14 protein-coding genes are annotated in these 15151 nt (G+C 74.7%); 8 read left to right on the forward strand and 6 right to left on the reverse strand.

The features are described from left to right. Positions 1-266 precede the first annotated feature (266 nt). Both NAEX_RS22960 and NAEX_RS22965 read left to right on the forward strand, forming a co-directional pair. A complete protein-coding gene (locus NAEX_RS22960; RefSeq protein ID WP_096329613.1) occupies positions 267-1193 on the forward strand; it encodes a sensor histidine kinase in 927 nt (308 codons plus the stop codon). After that, positions 1190-2551 (forward strand): sigma-54-dependent transcriptional regulator, encoded by a 1362-nt coding sequence (locus tag NAEX_RS22965; protein WP_096329614.1) that lies wholly within the window; start codon positions 1190-1192, stop codon positions 2549-2551. Before NAEX_RS22960 ends, NAEX_RS22965 begins: the two co-directional genes overlap by 4 nt. 99 nt (positions 2552-2650) lie before the next feature. On the opposite strand, the gene NAEX_RS22970 is transcribed toward NAEX_RS22965, so the two are convergent. Then, positions 2651-3301, reverse strand: a complete 651-nt coding sequence (locus NAEX_RS22970) for an HAD family hydrolase (protein WP_096329615.1) — start codon at positions 3299-3301, stop codon at positions 2651-2653. 173 nt (positions 3302-3474) lie between these two features. On the opposite strand from NAEX_RS22970, the gene NAEX_RS22975 reads away from it, so the two are divergent. Beyond that, entirely contained in the window at positions 3475-3810 is a 336-nt protein-coding gene (locus NAEX_RS22975; RefSeq protein ID WP_096329616.1) for a hypothetical protein, read from the forward strand. 46 nt (positions 3811-3856) lie between these two features. Here the strand turns inward: NAEX_RS22975 and NAEX_RS22980 are convergent, their stop codons facing one another. After that, positions 3857-4096: a hypothetical protein gene (locus NAEX_RS22980; protein WP_143140248.1), complete on the reverse strand. Its 240-nt coding sequence runs from the start codon at positions 4094-4096 to the stop codon at positions 3857-3859. On the opposite strand from NAEX_RS22980, the gene NAEX_RS22985 reads away from it, so the two are divergent. Then, positions 4083-4769, forward strand: a complete 687-nt coding sequence (locus tag NAEX_RS22985) for a hypothetical protein (RefSeq protein WP_096329618.1) — start codon at positions 4083-4085, stop codon at positions 4767-4769. The genes NAEX_RS22980 and NAEX_RS22985 overlap by 14 nt on opposite strands. Before the next feature lie 239 nt (positions 4770-5008). Beyond that, the gene (locus NAEX_RS22990; RefSeq protein WP_096329619.1) at positions 5009-5938 is read left to right on the forward strand and encodes a hypothetical protein; all 930 of its coding nucleotides are present in this window, start codon (positions 5009-5011) and stop codon (positions 5936-5938) included. 250 nt (positions 5939-6188) lie between these two features. Here the strand turns inward: NAEX_RS22990 and NAEX_RS22995 are convergent, their stop codons facing one another. After that, positions 6189-6902: a sulfite exporter TauE/SafE family protein gene (locus tag NAEX_RS22995; RefSeq protein WP_170135939.1), complete on the reverse strand. Its 714-nt coding sequence runs from the start codon at positions 6900-6902 to the stop codon at positions 6189-6191. An 84-nt stretch (positions 6903-6986) separates the two neighbouring features. Here NAEX_RS22995 and NAEX_RS23000 point away from each other — a divergent pair, with 84 nt between their 5' ends. Both NAEX_RS23000 and NAEX_RS23005 read left to right on the forward strand, forming a co-directional pair. Then, positions 6987-7835 (forward strand): LysR family transcriptional regulator, encoded by an 849-nt coding sequence (locus NAEX_RS23000; RefSeq protein ID WP_096329621.1) that lies wholly within the window; start codon positions 6987-6989, stop codon positions 7833-7835. A gap of 446 nt (positions 7836-8281) precedes the next feature. After that, entirely contained in the window at positions 8282-11497 is a 3216-nt protein-coding gene (locus NAEX_RS23005) for a carboxypeptidase regulatory-like domain-containing protein (RefSeq protein WP_143825608.1), read from the forward strand. A gap of 386 nt (positions 11498-11883) precedes the next feature. Here the strand turns inward: NAEX_RS23005 and NAEX_RS23010 are convergent, their stop codons facing one another. Beyond that, positions 11884-12246 carry a GFA family protein gene (locus NAEX_RS23010; RefSeq protein ID WP_096329623.1) on the reverse strand — a complete coding sequence of 121 codons (363 nt, stop codon included), beginning with the start codon at positions 12244-12246 and terminating at the stop codon, positions 11884-11886. Positions 12247-12303: 57 nt separating this feature from the next. Between NAEX_RS23010 and NAEX_RS23015 the strand changes: the two genes are divergently transcribed. Further along, positions 12304-13146, forward strand: a complete 843-nt coding sequence (locus tag NAEX_RS23015) for an AraC family transcriptional regulator (protein ID WP_096329624.1) — start codon at positions 12304-12306, stop codon at positions 13144-13146. A 64-nt stretch (positions 13147-13210) separates the two neighbouring features. Here the strand turns inward: NAEX_RS23015 and NAEX_RS23020 are convergent, their stop codons facing one another. After that, the gene (locus NAEX_RS23020; protein WP_177325873.1) at positions 13211-14059 is read right to left on the reverse strand and encodes an SAM-dependent methyltransferase; all 849 of its coding nucleotides are present in this window, start codon (positions 14057-14059) and stop codon (positions 13211-13213) included. A 256-nt stretch (positions 14060-14315) separates the two neighbouring features. Then, a complete protein-coding gene (locus NAEX_RS23025; protein ID WP_096329626.1) occupies positions 14316-15128 on the reverse strand; it encodes a helix-turn-helix domain-containing protein in 813 nt (270 codons plus the stop codon). Between the last annotated feature and the right edge of the window lie 23 nt (positions 15129-15151).

Genomic DNA, 15151 nt, shown 5'->3' on the forward strand with positions numbered 1-15151 from the left:
GCGGCGAGACGGCGCGGGCGAGGGCCTGGCGCTCGCCCACACGAAAGAGCGGTCCTGGGAGGCTGCGGGAGGCCGACCCGCACGAGGGCCGGGGGAGCCGTTCGGCGTCGGCACCGACGCCGCGCACCGAGTTCGGCGCGCGGTCTCGGCGCCCGCGCGTCGCTGGCACGCCGCGTGCTCGGGACCGGCGCGTGACCGTCCGACCGCGTCTCGCCTATAGTCGCCTCCGCGCCCTCGCGCTCGCCCCGACCGGAGACGAACCTCTCGTGCCTGCAGCGCCGCCCTCGCCACCGTCTCCGCGCCGCGCCTGGTTCGGCGCCCTCCTCGGGTTCGGCGCCGGGCTGTTCGACTTCCTCCTCCTGCGCCTCGCCGGCGTCGACGTCTCGCTGGTCGTCGTCGGCTTCTTCGCCGTCACCTTCGCCGGCTTCGGCTACGCGATCGCCCTCTTGCTCGACGCGCGCGACCGGCTCAAGGCCAGCGCCGCCGCGCTCGAGGCCAGCCACCGCCGCGCCGCGCACAGCGAGAAGCTGGCGGCGATCGGTCGGCTCGCGGCCGGGGTCGCCCACGAGGTGCGCAACCCGCTCGGCGTGATCCGCTCGTCGGCTGCGCTTGTCCTCGAGGACATGACCGAGGGGACAGACAATCACCAGGCCGCGCGCTTCATCATCGAGGAGGTCGACCGGCTCAACGCCGTCGTCACCGCGCTGCTCGACTACGCGCGGCCGCTGGCGCCGCGGCGCGAGCCGGTCGACCTGGCCGGGCTCGTGACCGCGGTCGAGCCGCTCGTGCGCGACGCGTTGCGACCGAAGCGCGGCCGGCTCGACGCCGCCGAGGGCGACGGCCCCGCGCTGCGCGGCGATCCGGACCTGCTGGCGCAGCTCGTCTACGGGCTGGCGCTGAACGCCGCCCAGGCGATCGGCGACGGCGGGCGCATCGAGCTGCGGGTGCGCCGGCGCGGGGAGGCGGTCGAGCTGCTGGTGCGCGACGACGGCCCCGGCGTCGCGCCCGAGCACGCGGCGCGGCTGTTCGAGCCGTTCTTCACCACCAAGAAGACCGGCACCGGCCTCGGGCTCGCCACCGCCGCGCGGATCGCCGAGGCCCACGGCGGCGCGCTCGAGCTGGTCCCGGGCGCGGGCCTCGGGCCCGAGGGTCGCGGCGCCTGCTTCTGCGTGCGCCTGCCGGAGGCCGCGTGAGCGCCGCGCAGATCGCCGTCGTCGACGACGAGCCGCGCATGGCCGAGATCCTCGCCATGCTGCTGCGCCGCGACGGTCACAAGGTCGACGTGTTCGCCGGCGCCGAGCCGTTCTTGCGCGCGCTCGCCGAGCAGTCGTACGACCTCCTGCTCACCGACCTGATGATGCCCGGTATCGACGGGCTCGAGCTGCTGCGGCGCGCGCGAGCTGTCTCTCCGGACATGCCGGTGGTCCTCGTCACCGCCCACGCCAGCGTGCCGACCGCGGTCGCGGCGATCCGCGACGGCGCGTTCGACTTCGTCGAGAAGCCGTTCGACAACGACGCCTGCCGCGCGCTGGTCCACCGCGCCCTGCAGGTCCGCGCGCTGACCCGCGAGAACCGGCGCCTGCGCGCCGCCCTGCAGCGGACCGGCTCGCCCGACATCATCACCCACAGCCCGGCCATGCGCGAGGTCCTGGACCTCGCCGCCCGCGCCGCCCGCAGCCGGGCCACCGCGCTCGTCACCGGCGAGAGCGGCACCGGCAAGGAGCTCGTGGCCCGCACGATCCACGACCACTCGGACCGCGCGCTCGGCCCGTTCGTCGCCGTCAACTGCAAGGCCTTCGCCGCCGGCGTGCTGGAGAGCGAGCTGTTCGGCCACGAGAAGGGCGCCTACACCGGGGCGGCGGGCTCGCGCGCCGGCGTGTTCGAGCGGGCCGGCGGCGGCACCCTGTTCCTCGACGAGATCGGCGAGGTCGACCTCGACTTCCAGGCCAAGCTGCTGCGGGCCCTGCAGACGCGCGAGGTGCTGCCGGTCGGCGGCACCAAGCCCAGGCCCGTCGACGTCCGGATCGTCGCCGCCACCAACCGCGACCTGCGGGCCGAGTGCGCCGCCGGCCGCTTCCGCGAGGACCTGTACTTCCGCCTGGCGGTGATCCCGATCCGCCTGCCGCCGCTGCGCGAGCGCCCCGAGGACGTCCTGCCGCTCGCCAACCACTTCCTGGCCCGCTTCGCCGCCGAGCTCGGGCGCGAGTTCGTCGGCTTCCACCCGACCGTCGAGACATGGCTCAAGGGACATCCGTGGCCGGGCAACGTGCGCGAGCTCGAGAACCTGGTCGAGCGGGCCGCCGTGCTCGCGCGCGGCGAGGTCATCACCCGCGACGACCTGCTGCTCGAGGCGAACGCGCCGCCGCTCGCCAGCGCCGACCCGGACGACGCGCTGCCGCTGCAGGCCCACCTCGACCGCGCCGCGGCCCGGCGGATCCGCCTGGCCCTCGCGCGCGCGCAGGGCCGCCGCAACGACGCCGCCGCCGAGCTCGGGGTCGAGCGCACCACGCTCTACCGCCTGATCAAGAAATTCGGCCTCGACGACGCGTGAGCCGACCTCCGCGCGAGCGATCGCGCGGCGGCACAGGGCCGCGAGCTCGGCTGGAGCTCGACTGGCGACGGAGCGAGGATTCGGCCGCGACGACTCCGCTCAGGGAGTCGCGCCGCGGCGGCGCACCAGCGCGTCGAGCTCCGCCAGTCCCTCGACGTAGTGCGCCGCGCCTGGCCCACGCGGCACCCCCGGGCGCAAGATCTGGACCGTCGTGAGCCCGAGCCGGTTGCCCGCCGCGATCTCCGAGTCGGGGTTGTCCCCCACCACGAAGACCTCGTCCGCGCGCAGCTCGTGGGCGCGGAGCAGCTCGCGGAACACCCCCTCCTTGCCGTGCGGTCCGGGCTCGTCGATCGCGTCGATGTAGACCCGCTCGAACCACCCGGCGATCCCGAGCGCCCGCACCTTGCTCTCCTGCAGCCGGCGGAAGCCCGACGTGACGAGGAAGCGCCGCGCCGGGATCGTGCGCAGCAGGTGCAGGTCCGGGTAGCCTCGCATCGGCGCGGTCACCTCGAGCCGCCCGAATTCGCGGAACCCCGCGTCGCGCATCGCCGGGGTGAACCTGTGCCGGTCGGCCACCTCGTCGAACGGGAAGCGCCAGCTCTCGGCGAACGCGCGCTCCAGATCGTCGTCGGAGACCGCGCCGTCGTTGGCGCGCCGCACGGCGTCGAACACGGGCTCGTAGAGCTGCGCGCCGGCCTCGTCCGCGCGCGCGAGGCAGACATCCAGATCGAAGATGATCGCGGGCTTCATGGCGAGGCGAGCATTCCATCCGGGGACAGGCCCGGCAATCGTCGCCCGGTTCGGGCCGTGGCGGGCCGGCGGCGAGCGATGGGGGCGCCGCGCCGGCGGCCCGGTGGCGCCCGGTCCTGCTCGCTCGACAACGGCGAGCGTCGCGACACACTCGGCGGCGATCGAGGGATGCCATGTCGATGCTCGCCGCGTTGCTCTACACCCAGACGATGCTGCTCGCCGCGCCGGCGGCGGCGACGCCCGCGCTCGACGACGGCGGCTCGGAGCCGTCCTGCGGGCTGCGCATGCAACAGGGTTGGTGCGCCGACCCGCAATTCGCCGGCCCGTGGTACTGCCTCGCGCGCTGCACCGGCCAGACCGAGTTCTACGTCGCCGACGCGCAGCCCCTCGTCCTGACCGGCGACTGGGAGGGCATGCAGGCCGACTGTTATTTGAAGGCCGTGAACTTCTGCACCACCGCCCTCTCGCAATACCTCGATCGCTCGTGCCTCGGCGGCGCCGTCGAATGACCCGAGGCGGGGCCGGAAGGCCGCGGCCGGGGTGAACGACGCTCGCTCACGTCACGAACGCGAGGGCGCGATCCGTCGCCACGGCGTTCGGCGGCGGGTCGGCCGATCGCATGTCGACGCATTCGTCGTTCGTACTCCGTCCCGCCGACGCCGCGTCGATCGTCGCCCGGGGCGTGCAGCGGCGCGCGGGGCGATAACTCCCGTTGATCGCCGCATTGGCGTTTGAAAGCATCCCTCCCCGCCGCATCGGCGCGGCGGGAAGGAATCGTTCGATGCCGTCACTCAACCAATTTGCGTACGTCGCGGGCTCCACCAATTATCAGTTCGGTTACAACTCGATCCCCAACATCACGATCACGGGCGCCCCGGCCGACGCCAACCTGGCTCGCTGGTCGATGCTGCACGACAACGCGGCCTATCGCCTGTACTGCTTCAAGGGCAGCAGCCGCGACGCGCTCTACCAGTTCGGCTTCAACGGCACGAGCTACGCCTACGGTCACAACTCGATCGCCGAGCTGCGGCTCGAGGGCTTCCCGGCCGACGTCGACGCCAGCAGCTTCGCGATGCTGCACGACGGCGCCGACTACCGGCTGTACATGCGCCGGCTCGGGTTCCGCCAGACGCTGTACCAGGCCGCCTGGGTGCCGGGCACCAACATCTACCGCTTCGGCCACAACTCGATCCCGCAGATCCCCGTGCTCGAGTTCCCCGGCGACACCGACTGGTCGCGCTGGGCCATGCTGCACGACGGCGCCAATTACCGGTTTTACGCCTTCAAGCTCGGCAGCAACACCCAGCTCTACCAGGGCGCCTTCAACCGGGCCAACAACAGCTACCAGTTCGGCTTCAACTCGATCCGCGAGCTGACCCTGGTCGGCGCTCCCGCGGGCAGCGACACCGGCAGCTGCGCCATGCTGCACGACAACAGCGCCTACCGCTTCTACTTCCAGACCCGCTGACGCGCGCCTCGCTCGCCGCCGGCGCCTCGTCGGTGGTGCGTGAGCCGGTGCTGGCAGCGTCGCAGGACGCCGCGGCTCGCATTTGCGCGGGCGCAGGACGCCGCGGCTCTCGCCTCGCGCGTCGGCGGGCCCACGACGCCGCGGCTCTCGCCTCGCGCGTCGGCGGGCGCACGACGCCGGGGCCCTCTCGTTGCGTGCGATCGGCGCTCCGCCGGCGCGTGCTAACCTCGGCTTCCGGCATGGACGACCTCGACGCCTACGGCCGCGACTACGTCCCGCAGGCGGCCGCCGGCGTCGCCGACCACGCGATCCGCGGCGGCGACCGCTACGTCGGTCAGCGCGACCTGCTGCGGGCGATCGCGGTCGCCGACTCCGGCGCCGAGGCCGACGTGCAGCTCGGGGTCGATCCCGGCACCTTTTATTGCGCCGACCAGCTGGCCAACCTGATCGCGCTGGCGGGCGAGCCCGCGTTCGCCGGCGTGCTGACCGGCTTCATCCACGTCCCGCCCGATCGCAGCACCGGCGCGGCCGCGGCCGCGGCGACGCACCTGCTGCCGCGGCGTGACAACCTCCAGCAGTGCGCGCGGGTGGTCGCCGCGGCGCTGCGCGAGCTGTCCGAAGAGACATCTTCCTTCGCCGACACGCCGGCGCTCGTGCTGACCGCGTTCGGCCCGTTCGCCGGCGTGGTCGACAACCCCACGGCGGCCTTCGTCGGCGACGGGGACGGCCTCGCCGCGATGGTGCGGCTGGCCGCGCCCGAGCTGGCGCCGGTCGGGCGCGAGCCGCTGGCGACCGGCGTCCTGCACCGCTACGCCGGCGGCGGGCGTGAATTGCTGCTGGCCACCGCGGAGCTGCCGCTGGCGGCCAGCCCGGACGACGCGCTGGCCGGCCGCTACTTCGACCCCGACACGGTCGCCGCCACCTTCCGCCGCGCGCTGGCCGACATCGCCCGCGTGCAGCCCCCGCGGGCGATCGTCAGCCTCGGGGTCGACAGCGGCCAGGTGCTGCGCCCGGCTCGCCCGGCCTTCCGCGTCGAGACGCAGACCCGCGGTTTCCACGGCGCCACCCGCGGCCGCACCGCCAGCGACGCGTACCAGCGCCACCTCGCGCTGGCCCGCCTGTACCTGCGCGCGCGAGCGCGGGGCGACGGGCCGCTGCGGTTTCGATGACCCGTGGGACATGCCCGAAAGAGCATGTCCAACAGTTCATGTGAATCGCCCCCCGGATCGAGCGGCGCCGGGCGAGGGGCGGACGGGAAGCGTGCAGCTCTCGAGACGGGAGGGAGCGGCCGGCGAAGGGCGTGGCCGGGCGCTCCGCCGGCGATCGCCGCGCCAGGGCAGGTGGTGGCCAGGCCTCGGCCGCTCGCACGGGCGTCGAACCCAGGCAGGGCGGCCCGCGCATCCCTGAGATCGCTGGACCTCACGCCAGCCCCACGAGCGCGAGGGCGACGCAGGCGAACAGCACCCCGAGCTCGATGCGGCCGCTCGCGCGGGCCGACAGGCGCTTGCGGAAGCCGCCGCCGGCGAGGTTGCCGGCGAGGATCGCCAGCGCCAGCACGGCCGACGCCACCACCGTCTCGCCGGTGACCAGGCCGCCGAGCCCGTAGGCGGCGATCCGCCCGACGTGCATGGCGACGGCGGCGGCGGCCGCGGTGGCGACGTAGGCCGCCCCGGTCAGCCCGGCCGACTGCAGCAGCGCCCCGAGGGCCAGGCCGGCGCTGCCGGTCGTCGCCGCCATCGCGCCGATCGCCGCGCCCGCGGGCACCAGCGCGGCCGCGGGCGGGCGCGGCAGCCACCAACCGAGCGCGCGCGCCAGGGCCAGCCCGCTGGTCAGCACCAGCAGCAGCTGCAGCACCGCCGGCGGCATGGCGACCACCAGCAGCCCGCCGAGCGCGCTGCCGGGCAGGGCCCCGAGCGCGAAGGGGGCGGCGAACCGGCGGTCGACGTCGCCGCGGCCGAGGGCCCAGCGGTGCAGGTTGCCGATCAAGAGCGCCGGCGACGACAGCGCCAGCGCCTCCGCCGGGCTCATCCGCAGCGACAGCGCGAGGATCAAAAACACCCCGCCGCCCAGGCCGGCGACGGTCGTCAGCCAACCCGCGACCCATCCCAGCAACAGCAGCAGCCCGATCTCCACGACGCGACCTCCCTGGGCCTGGTGTAGTGCCGAGACCACCATCCGCCCAATCGAATCTTCGGAAGACTGCTATAAAGAAATCTGATGATCGACGAGCTGCGTCACTTCCTGCTCATCGTCGAGCTCGGCACCTTCACCGAGGCCGCGCGACGGGCGCATTTGTCCCAACCGGCCCTCACGGCCTCGATCCAGCGGCTCGAGGGCGCCTTCGGGGCCCGGCTGCTCGACCGCGGCCCGGGCGGGGCGACGCCGACGGCCGCCGGGGCGGCGCTGGTGACGCGCGCCACCGCCGTGCTGGCGGCGCTCGACGACGCGAAGCGGGCGGTGGCGGAGATCGAAGGCCTGCACGCCGGCGAGGTGCGGGTCGGCGCGGGCGCGACGGCGTGCACCTACCTGCTGCCGCCGACGCTGGCGCTGTACCGCGCCGAGCACCCGGGCGTGCGGTTCTTGCTGCGCGAGGCCAACACCGACGAGGTGCTCGACGCGCTCCACCGCGGCGACCTCGACCTCGGCGTGATCACCACCGACCGCGGCGAGCCGTGGTTCGTCGACGAGCTGATCCTGGTCGCCGCGCCCGAGCTGCCCGACCCGACGCACGCCCCGTTCGTGACGTTCGCCCGCGGCACCACCTCGCGCGAGCTGCTCGAGCGCCACTTCCCCGCGGCGGAGATCGTGATGGAGCTCGGCAGCATCGCCTCGGTCAAGGGCAACGTGCGCGCGGGCATCGGCGTCGCGCTGATCAGCCGCGCCTCGGCCCGCCACGACCTGTCGCAGGGTCGTTTGGTGGAGGTGCCCGACCCGCGGACCCCGATCGCCCGCCCGCTGCACCTGGTCCACCGCGGCATCGACCGCCTGCCGCCCGCCGCCGCCCGCCTGCGCGAGCTGCTGCTGGCCCACCCGCCGGACCGCCCGCCGCCGCGGCGCGCGAGCTGAAGTCTTGTCCAGCGCCGCGGTGGGATCGCGGCAGGGAGAGCTTCGACCGACGCCCGCGCGCACGGACGTCCCAGGGAGCTCGCGGGGTGTTCGCGCGGCGAACCGCACCGCGGGTGCGGCGGGACGGCTCTCGAGGATTTGCAGAGATATCGCCTCGGGTTTGCCGTCCGAGCCGACGACGCATTCGGCGGCGACGGTTGGATGGCAAAGAGGCGGCGATGCCCCTGGTCGGTGCGTCCTTCGCCGATGAATTGCCGCGGGGGCAATCGCGGCGGTCATGGCTTCTGCCTGGCCGACGCACGCGACCCCGACGGGGCAGGCGGGGGCGACCGACTGGCGATGCTTGGCGCCGGGAAGGGCCGATGCGCGAGGCGCCGGATGGGCCGCGAGCGCCTCGGCGCGGCGAGCTCGAGCGAGGAATGACGTGTCCCGAAGAGCATGTCACCATGGACATGCGCGGCGGGCTTGCGCGCGGGCCCCGGCTGGTCGAGACTGGGCTGGTGTCGCGCAATTTTTGGGTCGGCGTCGCGGTCGCGCTGGTGCTGCTGGCGATCGCGGTGTGGGCGTTGCTCGAGCGGCCGGAGCCGGGGCCGGCGAGGGCGGGGGAGCGGCCGGACCGGGCCGCCCGGGCGGCCGCGATCGCCGACGAGCGGACGGCGGCGCGGGCCCGCGGCGAGATCGACGTCTCGCCCTGCTCGGCCGCGGGGCGGGTGTTCGACGCGAACAGCGGGCGAGGCCTCGAGGGCGCGGTGGTCATGCTGCGGCCGAAGGGCCTCGGCGCGCCCGTCGAGTCGGGCGACACGGGCGCGCCGATCACCGCGCGCACCGACGCCTCGGGCGACTGGTCGGTGCCGCTGGTGCGGCCCGGTCACTACATCCTCAGCGCCTCGGCCGCCGGCTATTTGCCATATGTCCGCAAGGACCTGTCGCTCCAGGCAGGTACCGCCCACGCCGGCCTCGACGCCGCGCTGGTCCCCGGCGGGCACGCGCTGCGCGGCAGCGTGACCGACATCGGCGGCGGCCCGGTCGAGGGCGCGATCGTCAGCGTCGACCGCAAGGGCGAGGGCAACGTGATCCAGTTCAGCCGCGCCTCGTTCCCGGCCGTCAGCGACGCCGAGGGCCGGTTCGCGGTGCAGGTCGACGACGGCCTGTATCAGGTCACCGCCTGGCACGCCGACTACACCGGCGACAGCGAGGCCGTCGACGTCGCGGGCGGCCCGCGCTCGGTCGAGCTGCGGCTGGTGCCGGCGGCCTCGGTCGAGGGCACGGTGCGCGCCGTCCCGGGCGACGCTCCGGTCGAGGGCGCGATCGTCAGCGTCGGCGAGCTCGGCGGGCTCGCCGGCGCCTCGGCGGTCAGCGACGCGCGCGGCCGGTTCCGCCTCGGCGGGCTGGCCTCGGGCCCGCACACGCTGTGGGCCGCGGCGGCCGGGCACGCCTCGCGCGAGCCGGCGAAGGTGGAGCTGGGGATCGGCGAGTCGCTCACGGGGGTCGAGCTCCGCGTCGAGCGGGCGTTCAAGATCTCGGGCTTTGTCGCCCCGAAGGACGACCCGCGCAAGGCGCTCGACGGCGTCATGGTCGGCGCGCTGTCGCTGTCCCCGTTCGCGCTGCGGCCGGCCACCGGCCCGAGCGCGGTCGACGGCTACTTCGAGGTGCTCGGCGTCCAGCCCGGGACGTACATGCTCGGCTCGGTGGCCGAGCAGGCGCTGCCGGAGATCCTCGGCGGCCCGACGGTCACGGTGGTCGACGCCGACGTCGCCGGCGTGCTGGTCGAGCTCGACCGCGGGGTCGAGCTGCGCGGGCGGGTCGAGCCGCCGGCGATGGCCGCGGTGTCGCTGACCCTCGCCGAGGAGGACGCCGGCTTCATGACCTTCCTCGCCAACCTCGGCAACGTGCTCGTCCGCGGCCGCGCCGACGCGCGCGGCGAGTTCACGCTGCGGCCGGTCAAGCCGGGCAAGCTGCGCGTGGTCGCCGAGGCGCCCGACGGCAGCCGCGGGCAGCTCGACGTCGACGTCGGCGCCGAGGGCCTGCAGGGCGCCGTCGTGGTGCTCGAGCCGCGGGCGACCGTCACCGGCCGGGTGGTCGACGCCCGCGGCGCGCCGGTCAAGGGCGGCAGCGTGCAGCTGTTGCCGGTGGCGCCGAAGCGCGACGGCATGGCCGCGGTGACCTTCGACGCCGACCGCCGCGACCGCTACCCGATCGCCGAGGACGGCACCTACGCCGCGCGCGGCCTCGACGGCGGCGAGTACGACCTGCGGGTGCTCGACCGCGCGGGCAACGTGATCCGCTGGGATGTCCCTTCGGACAGGCCCTACGAACCTGTCCGCAAGACCATCTCCGCCGCGGTCGTCACGCCCGGGGTCGACCTGGTGGTCGAGGTGCGCGACGGCGTGCTGCGCGGGGTGGTGCTCGGGCCCGACGGCGCGCCGACGGCCGACGCGTGGGTCACCGCCACGCCGGAGCAGCGCGACCCGGGCGAGAGCCTGTTCCACCGGCCCGAGGCCGCCCGGCCGGGCGAGAAGGTCGGGCTCGTGCCCGAGGCGCCGAAGGACGACCCGCCGAAGGCGCCGCCGGGGCCCGCGGGGCGCGGCGAGCCGGCGCTGTCGGGCGAGGACGGCCGCTTCGAGTTCACCGGCCTGGCCCGCCGGACCTACACCCTGCGCGCCGAGGCCCTCCGCGGCAGCGCGCGCGTCGAGGTCTCTGGCCTGTCCCCGGGGACAGACGTGCGCCTGCAGGTGGTCCCGCTGGCCGAGCTGACGGTCACCGCGCGCGCCGGCGGCCGGCCGGTGCCGCGCTGGGAGCTGCACCTCACCCACGAGAAGCCGGGCGGGGGCACCGGCAGCGAGCTCGAGATGATCGACAGCGCGAGCGGCAGCCGGCGCATCGACCACCTCGACCCGGGCCCGTACAGCCTGATCGCCGTCGCCGACGCCGGCCGCGTCGAACACGAGCTCGAGCTGAAGCCGGGCGAGCGCGCCGCGGTCACCCTCGACCTGCAGCCGTGGGCCCGGCTGCGCGGCGTCCTCCTCGACTCGCGCACCGGCCAGCCGCTGGCCGGCATGTCGGTGATGACCTTCGGCAAGGGCGAGCGGACCGGCGACCTGATCGGCAACCTGTTCGGCAAGGGCCCGCGCACCGACGCCACCGGTCGCTTCGAGCTGGCCAGCGTCAGCCCCGGCGCCGGCGAGCTGCACTTCGTCGACGGCGACCTGTCCGACGCCGGCATCGTCGCCCGCGCCGACTACTCGGTCGCCGCCGGCGTCGAGGCCGACCTCGGCACGATCTACGGCGTCACCGCCGGCAAGATCGCCGCTGCCGAGCGCGGCGACCTCGGCCTGCGCACGCGCCTGGCCACCGAGGCCGGGCGGCCGCGACCGCCCGGCGAGAGGCCGCCGCCGCGGACCGAGAAGGAGGACCCGAAGGCGCCCAAGCGCCTGTGGATCGAGGCCGTCACGATCGACGGCCCGGCCGACAAGGCCGGAGTGCTGCCCGGCGACGAGGTCGTCGGCGTCGACGGCCTGGCGGTGTCGGCCGGCAACTCGGAGAACGCCGCCCGCATGCTGGCGCCCGCGAGCGTCCGCCGCGGCCAGAGCGTGACGCTCGAGCTGGCCCGCGCCGGCGCCCGCGAGACGGTGACGCTCGAGGCGGCGCAGCGGCGCCGGTGAGCCCCGCGAGCGAAAGGCATGACCAGAAGGACATGTCCTCGCGGACAGCCCACCGACGCCGCTGTGCCAGCGCGCGCGACGGTGACGCTCGGCGTTGGTCGGTGGCCTGCCGCGGGTACGTCACGGCACGGCGGAGCGGCGACGCCGAGCCAGGCGAGGCGCTCGCGGCCCGAAGGTGGCGCCGGGTTGGCCTGCGCGGCGGTGGCTGCCGCGGACGTACAGGGCCGCGGGAGAGCAGACGAGTGGGGCGTCCCCGGCGCGGGCGGAGGGCTCGACGGCTCCGAGCGCCGCCAGGCCGAACAAGGCCGAAAGGGCATGTCCACAGGAACATGCCCTTTCAAAAATGTTCGATCAAGCATGCCCTTTCGGACATGTCCGCATCCGGCTCAGACGCTCTTGCCGTCGTACTTGTTGACCTTGAGCTTGTCGAGGTCGACGTCGTCGATGCAGCGGACGTTGATGGCGACCATCTCGGTGCCGTCGGGGCCGACCCCGCGGCCGAACGAGCGGATCCCGCAGGTGTTGCAGAACAGGTGGTGGATGGTCTTGCTGGCGAACAGGTAGTCGGTGAGGCCGTCGTCGCCGGCGGTGAGGCGGAACTCGCTCTTCGGCACGAACGCCAGGATGCTGCCGGTCTTGCCGCAGATGCTGCAATTGCAGGAGATGAGGGGCTGGTCGAGGTCGACGTTGACCTCGTAGCGGACCTTGCCGCAGTGGCATCCGCCGGAGTGCTGGGTGGCTTGGGTCATGGCCCGCAGATCCTCCTGACAGGGCCCGGCCGGGTATTGTAGAAATGCGACACGCCGATGCAGCGGGCAAGCACGCGCCCGGGAGGGGTCCTCCATCCGCACGCCGCGCGCGGGCAGTTCGCGCTGACGCGGCACCTGCCGGCCGACGACCTGTCGCCGTGGATCGAGCGCCACTGGACCGTCCGCTGGGACCTGCGCGGCCGCCCGCCCCACGTGCAGGAGACGCTGCCGCACCCGTGCGTCAACCTGGCGATCACCGACCGCGGGGCGGCGCTCCACGGCTGCGAGACGCGCCGGACCGGGGTGCAGCTCGGCGGCGAGGGCCGCGTGTTCGGCACCAAGTTCCGCCCGGGCGCCTTCTTCCCGTTCCTGCGGCGCCCGCTGTCGCAGCTCACCGACCGCAGCGTGCCGCTGCGCGAGGTGTTCGGCCCGGCCGCCGACGAGCTCGCCGCCGCCGTGCTGGCCTGCGACGACGACACGGCTCAGGTCGCTCGGGTCGAGGCGTTCCTGCGCGCGCGCTCGCCGGCCCCCGACCCCAGCGTCGACCGCGTCCTCGAGGTCGTCCGCCTCGCCCTCGAGCACCCGGCGATCGCCCGCGTCGAGCAACTCGCCGAGCTGGCGCAGATCCCCGCCCGCACGCTGCAGCGGCTGTTCCGCCGCTACGTCGGCGTCGGCCCCAAGTGGGTCATCCGCTGCTTCCGCCTCCACGAGGCCGCCGAGCGCCTGGCCGCCGGCCGCGTCCTCGACGGCGCCCGCCTCGCCGCCGAGCTCGGCTACTTCGACCAGGCCCACTTCATCCACGACTTCAAGGCGCTGATCGGCAGCGCCCCCAGCGAGTACGCCGCCCGCTGCGCCGCCCAGGCCGCGATGCCGTCGCCCGGCCACGAGCCCTGCGCGTGAGCGACGGCGCGAGACGTTCGCCGAGTGGAAGCGGAGGGAGACCGGTACCCGCGAGGCGGGTGAGTCACGGCTTGCTGGCCTCGACCATGTGCCCGCGAGGCGCTCCCGTGGCGTCGGGAGGCAGCGTCGGGAACGGCCACCGGCCCCACTCGGCCGCGAGCGCGGCGGGATTGGTGACCACCGCGTCCCAGCCGTGCTCGCCGATCAGGCGGGCCGGCTCGTCGGTGGCGAAGCGCCACGGCGCGCCCAGCTCGTGCATCATCCGGAGCGTCGGCGCGAGCCCGGGCGACTCGAGCAGCGCGCGTCCCACCACGTCGTAGAGCAGCCGCGAACCCGGGGCCGACAACCCCTCGACCCGGGCGAACAGCGCCGCGACGACCTGCGCGTCGAGGTATTGCAGCAGGCCCTCGACCAGCCACAGCGAGCGCTGCGAGCGATCGAAGCCGGCGGCGAGCAGCGCGTGGGGCCAGTCGCCGGCGAGATCGGTGGCGACCGCGACCCGCTCGCACTGCGGCCGGGCCTGCGCCAGCCGCTCGGCCTTGGCGGCCAGCACCTCGGGTTGATCGACCTCGAACACGCGCGTCCCGGCCGGCCACGGCAAGCGGTACGCGCGGGCGTCCATGCCGGCGGCGAGCAGGACGAACTGGCGGATGCCCGCCGCCCACGCGCGCGCGAACGCCTCGTCGAAGAATCGCGTGCGCACCTCGATGATCGGCAAGGACAGCGCGGTCGCGGCGCGGTAGGCGGCGAGCGCGGCGCGACCGGCATCGCCGGCGAGCTCGGCGGCGAAGGGGTCGGCGAACAGTCGGTCGGGGCGCGCCGATTCTTCGGCGCGCATGGCAGCGACAAGGAGGCCCGTGGTAGCGACGGCGTTGAGCATGCGGCGAAGATGCGCCGCGCCTCGCCCCTCCATCTTGGATCTTTTTTCCCCGCGGCCGCTCGCGACGCGCTCGCGCTGCGCGGCGCCGGCGGCCCTCGCTGCGTTCGCCGGGTCCGCCGATCCGACGGCCTCGCCGCGATCGCTCGTGAGGCGAGCCGAGCTGGGCGGCCACGGGGGGTTCTCGCGGATCCTTGTCCGCGCAGCGGCACAGGTTCGGTCGCTCGCACCAGCGTCGTCGGAATCGATGGCCGAGCCGTCGCCTGGCCGCGAGTGATTGTCTGCGTCGCTCCTATCCGCGCAGCGGCACGTGGTTCGGTCGCTCGACGCCCTGCGCGCGGTAGGCTCGCGGGCTGAGCCCTGTCAGCTCGCGGAACTCGCGGTCGAAGTGGGACTGGTCGCAATACCCGAGCTCCGCTGCCAGATCGGCGCCTCGCACCGGGCCGCCGCCGTCCAGTCGACGCAGCGCCGCTTGCAGCCGTCGGACCCGCCAGAACGCCTTCGGCGCCAGGCCCACCTCGTCACGGAACAGCGCCAGCAGCCGCTTCGCCGACAGCCCGGTGTGCGCCAGCACCTCGGCCACGCTGCCGAGGTCGGGGTCGTCGAAGGCCCGCAGCGCATACGTCACGGCCGGGTGCCGCCGCGGCGGTCGAGCGAGCCGCGCGAGCAGGAATCGCTCGAGCAGGCGGAACCTCTCGCCGGGCCCCGCCGCCGCGAGCAGGCGCTCCCGCAAGCGCGCCGCCGTCGCGCCCCAGAGCGCCTCGAGCGCGAAGTGGCCGCCGGTGAGCTCCCCCGCCGAAACCCCGAGGAACGGCGCCGCCCCGCCCGGCCGGAAATGCACGCCCATCACCGCCGCACACGGCGCGGTGTCGATGACGAAGTACCCCGCGTGCGCCCCCGAGACCATGATCCCCGGAAAGCGTGAGGCCCGGTCGAAGCGGTCGAACACGCGGAGGCTGTCGTCGCGCAGGTTGATGACGATGTCGACCGTCCCCGAGGGCAACGCTCGCTCTCGCGGCGCGGGCCCGGTGTAACACTCCCACGCCCAGAAGCAGTCGACGAACTCGCCGAGCGGCGGGCCAGGATGGTGCAGCAGCGCGGGCATCTCGCCCTCGCGAGTATTCGCGT

Source organism: Nannocystis exedens (assembly GCF_002343915.1).
In the GTDB taxonomy this organism is placed as follows: Bacteria; Myxococcota_A; Polyangia; order Nannocystales; family Nannocystaceae; genus Nannocystis; species Nannocystis exedens.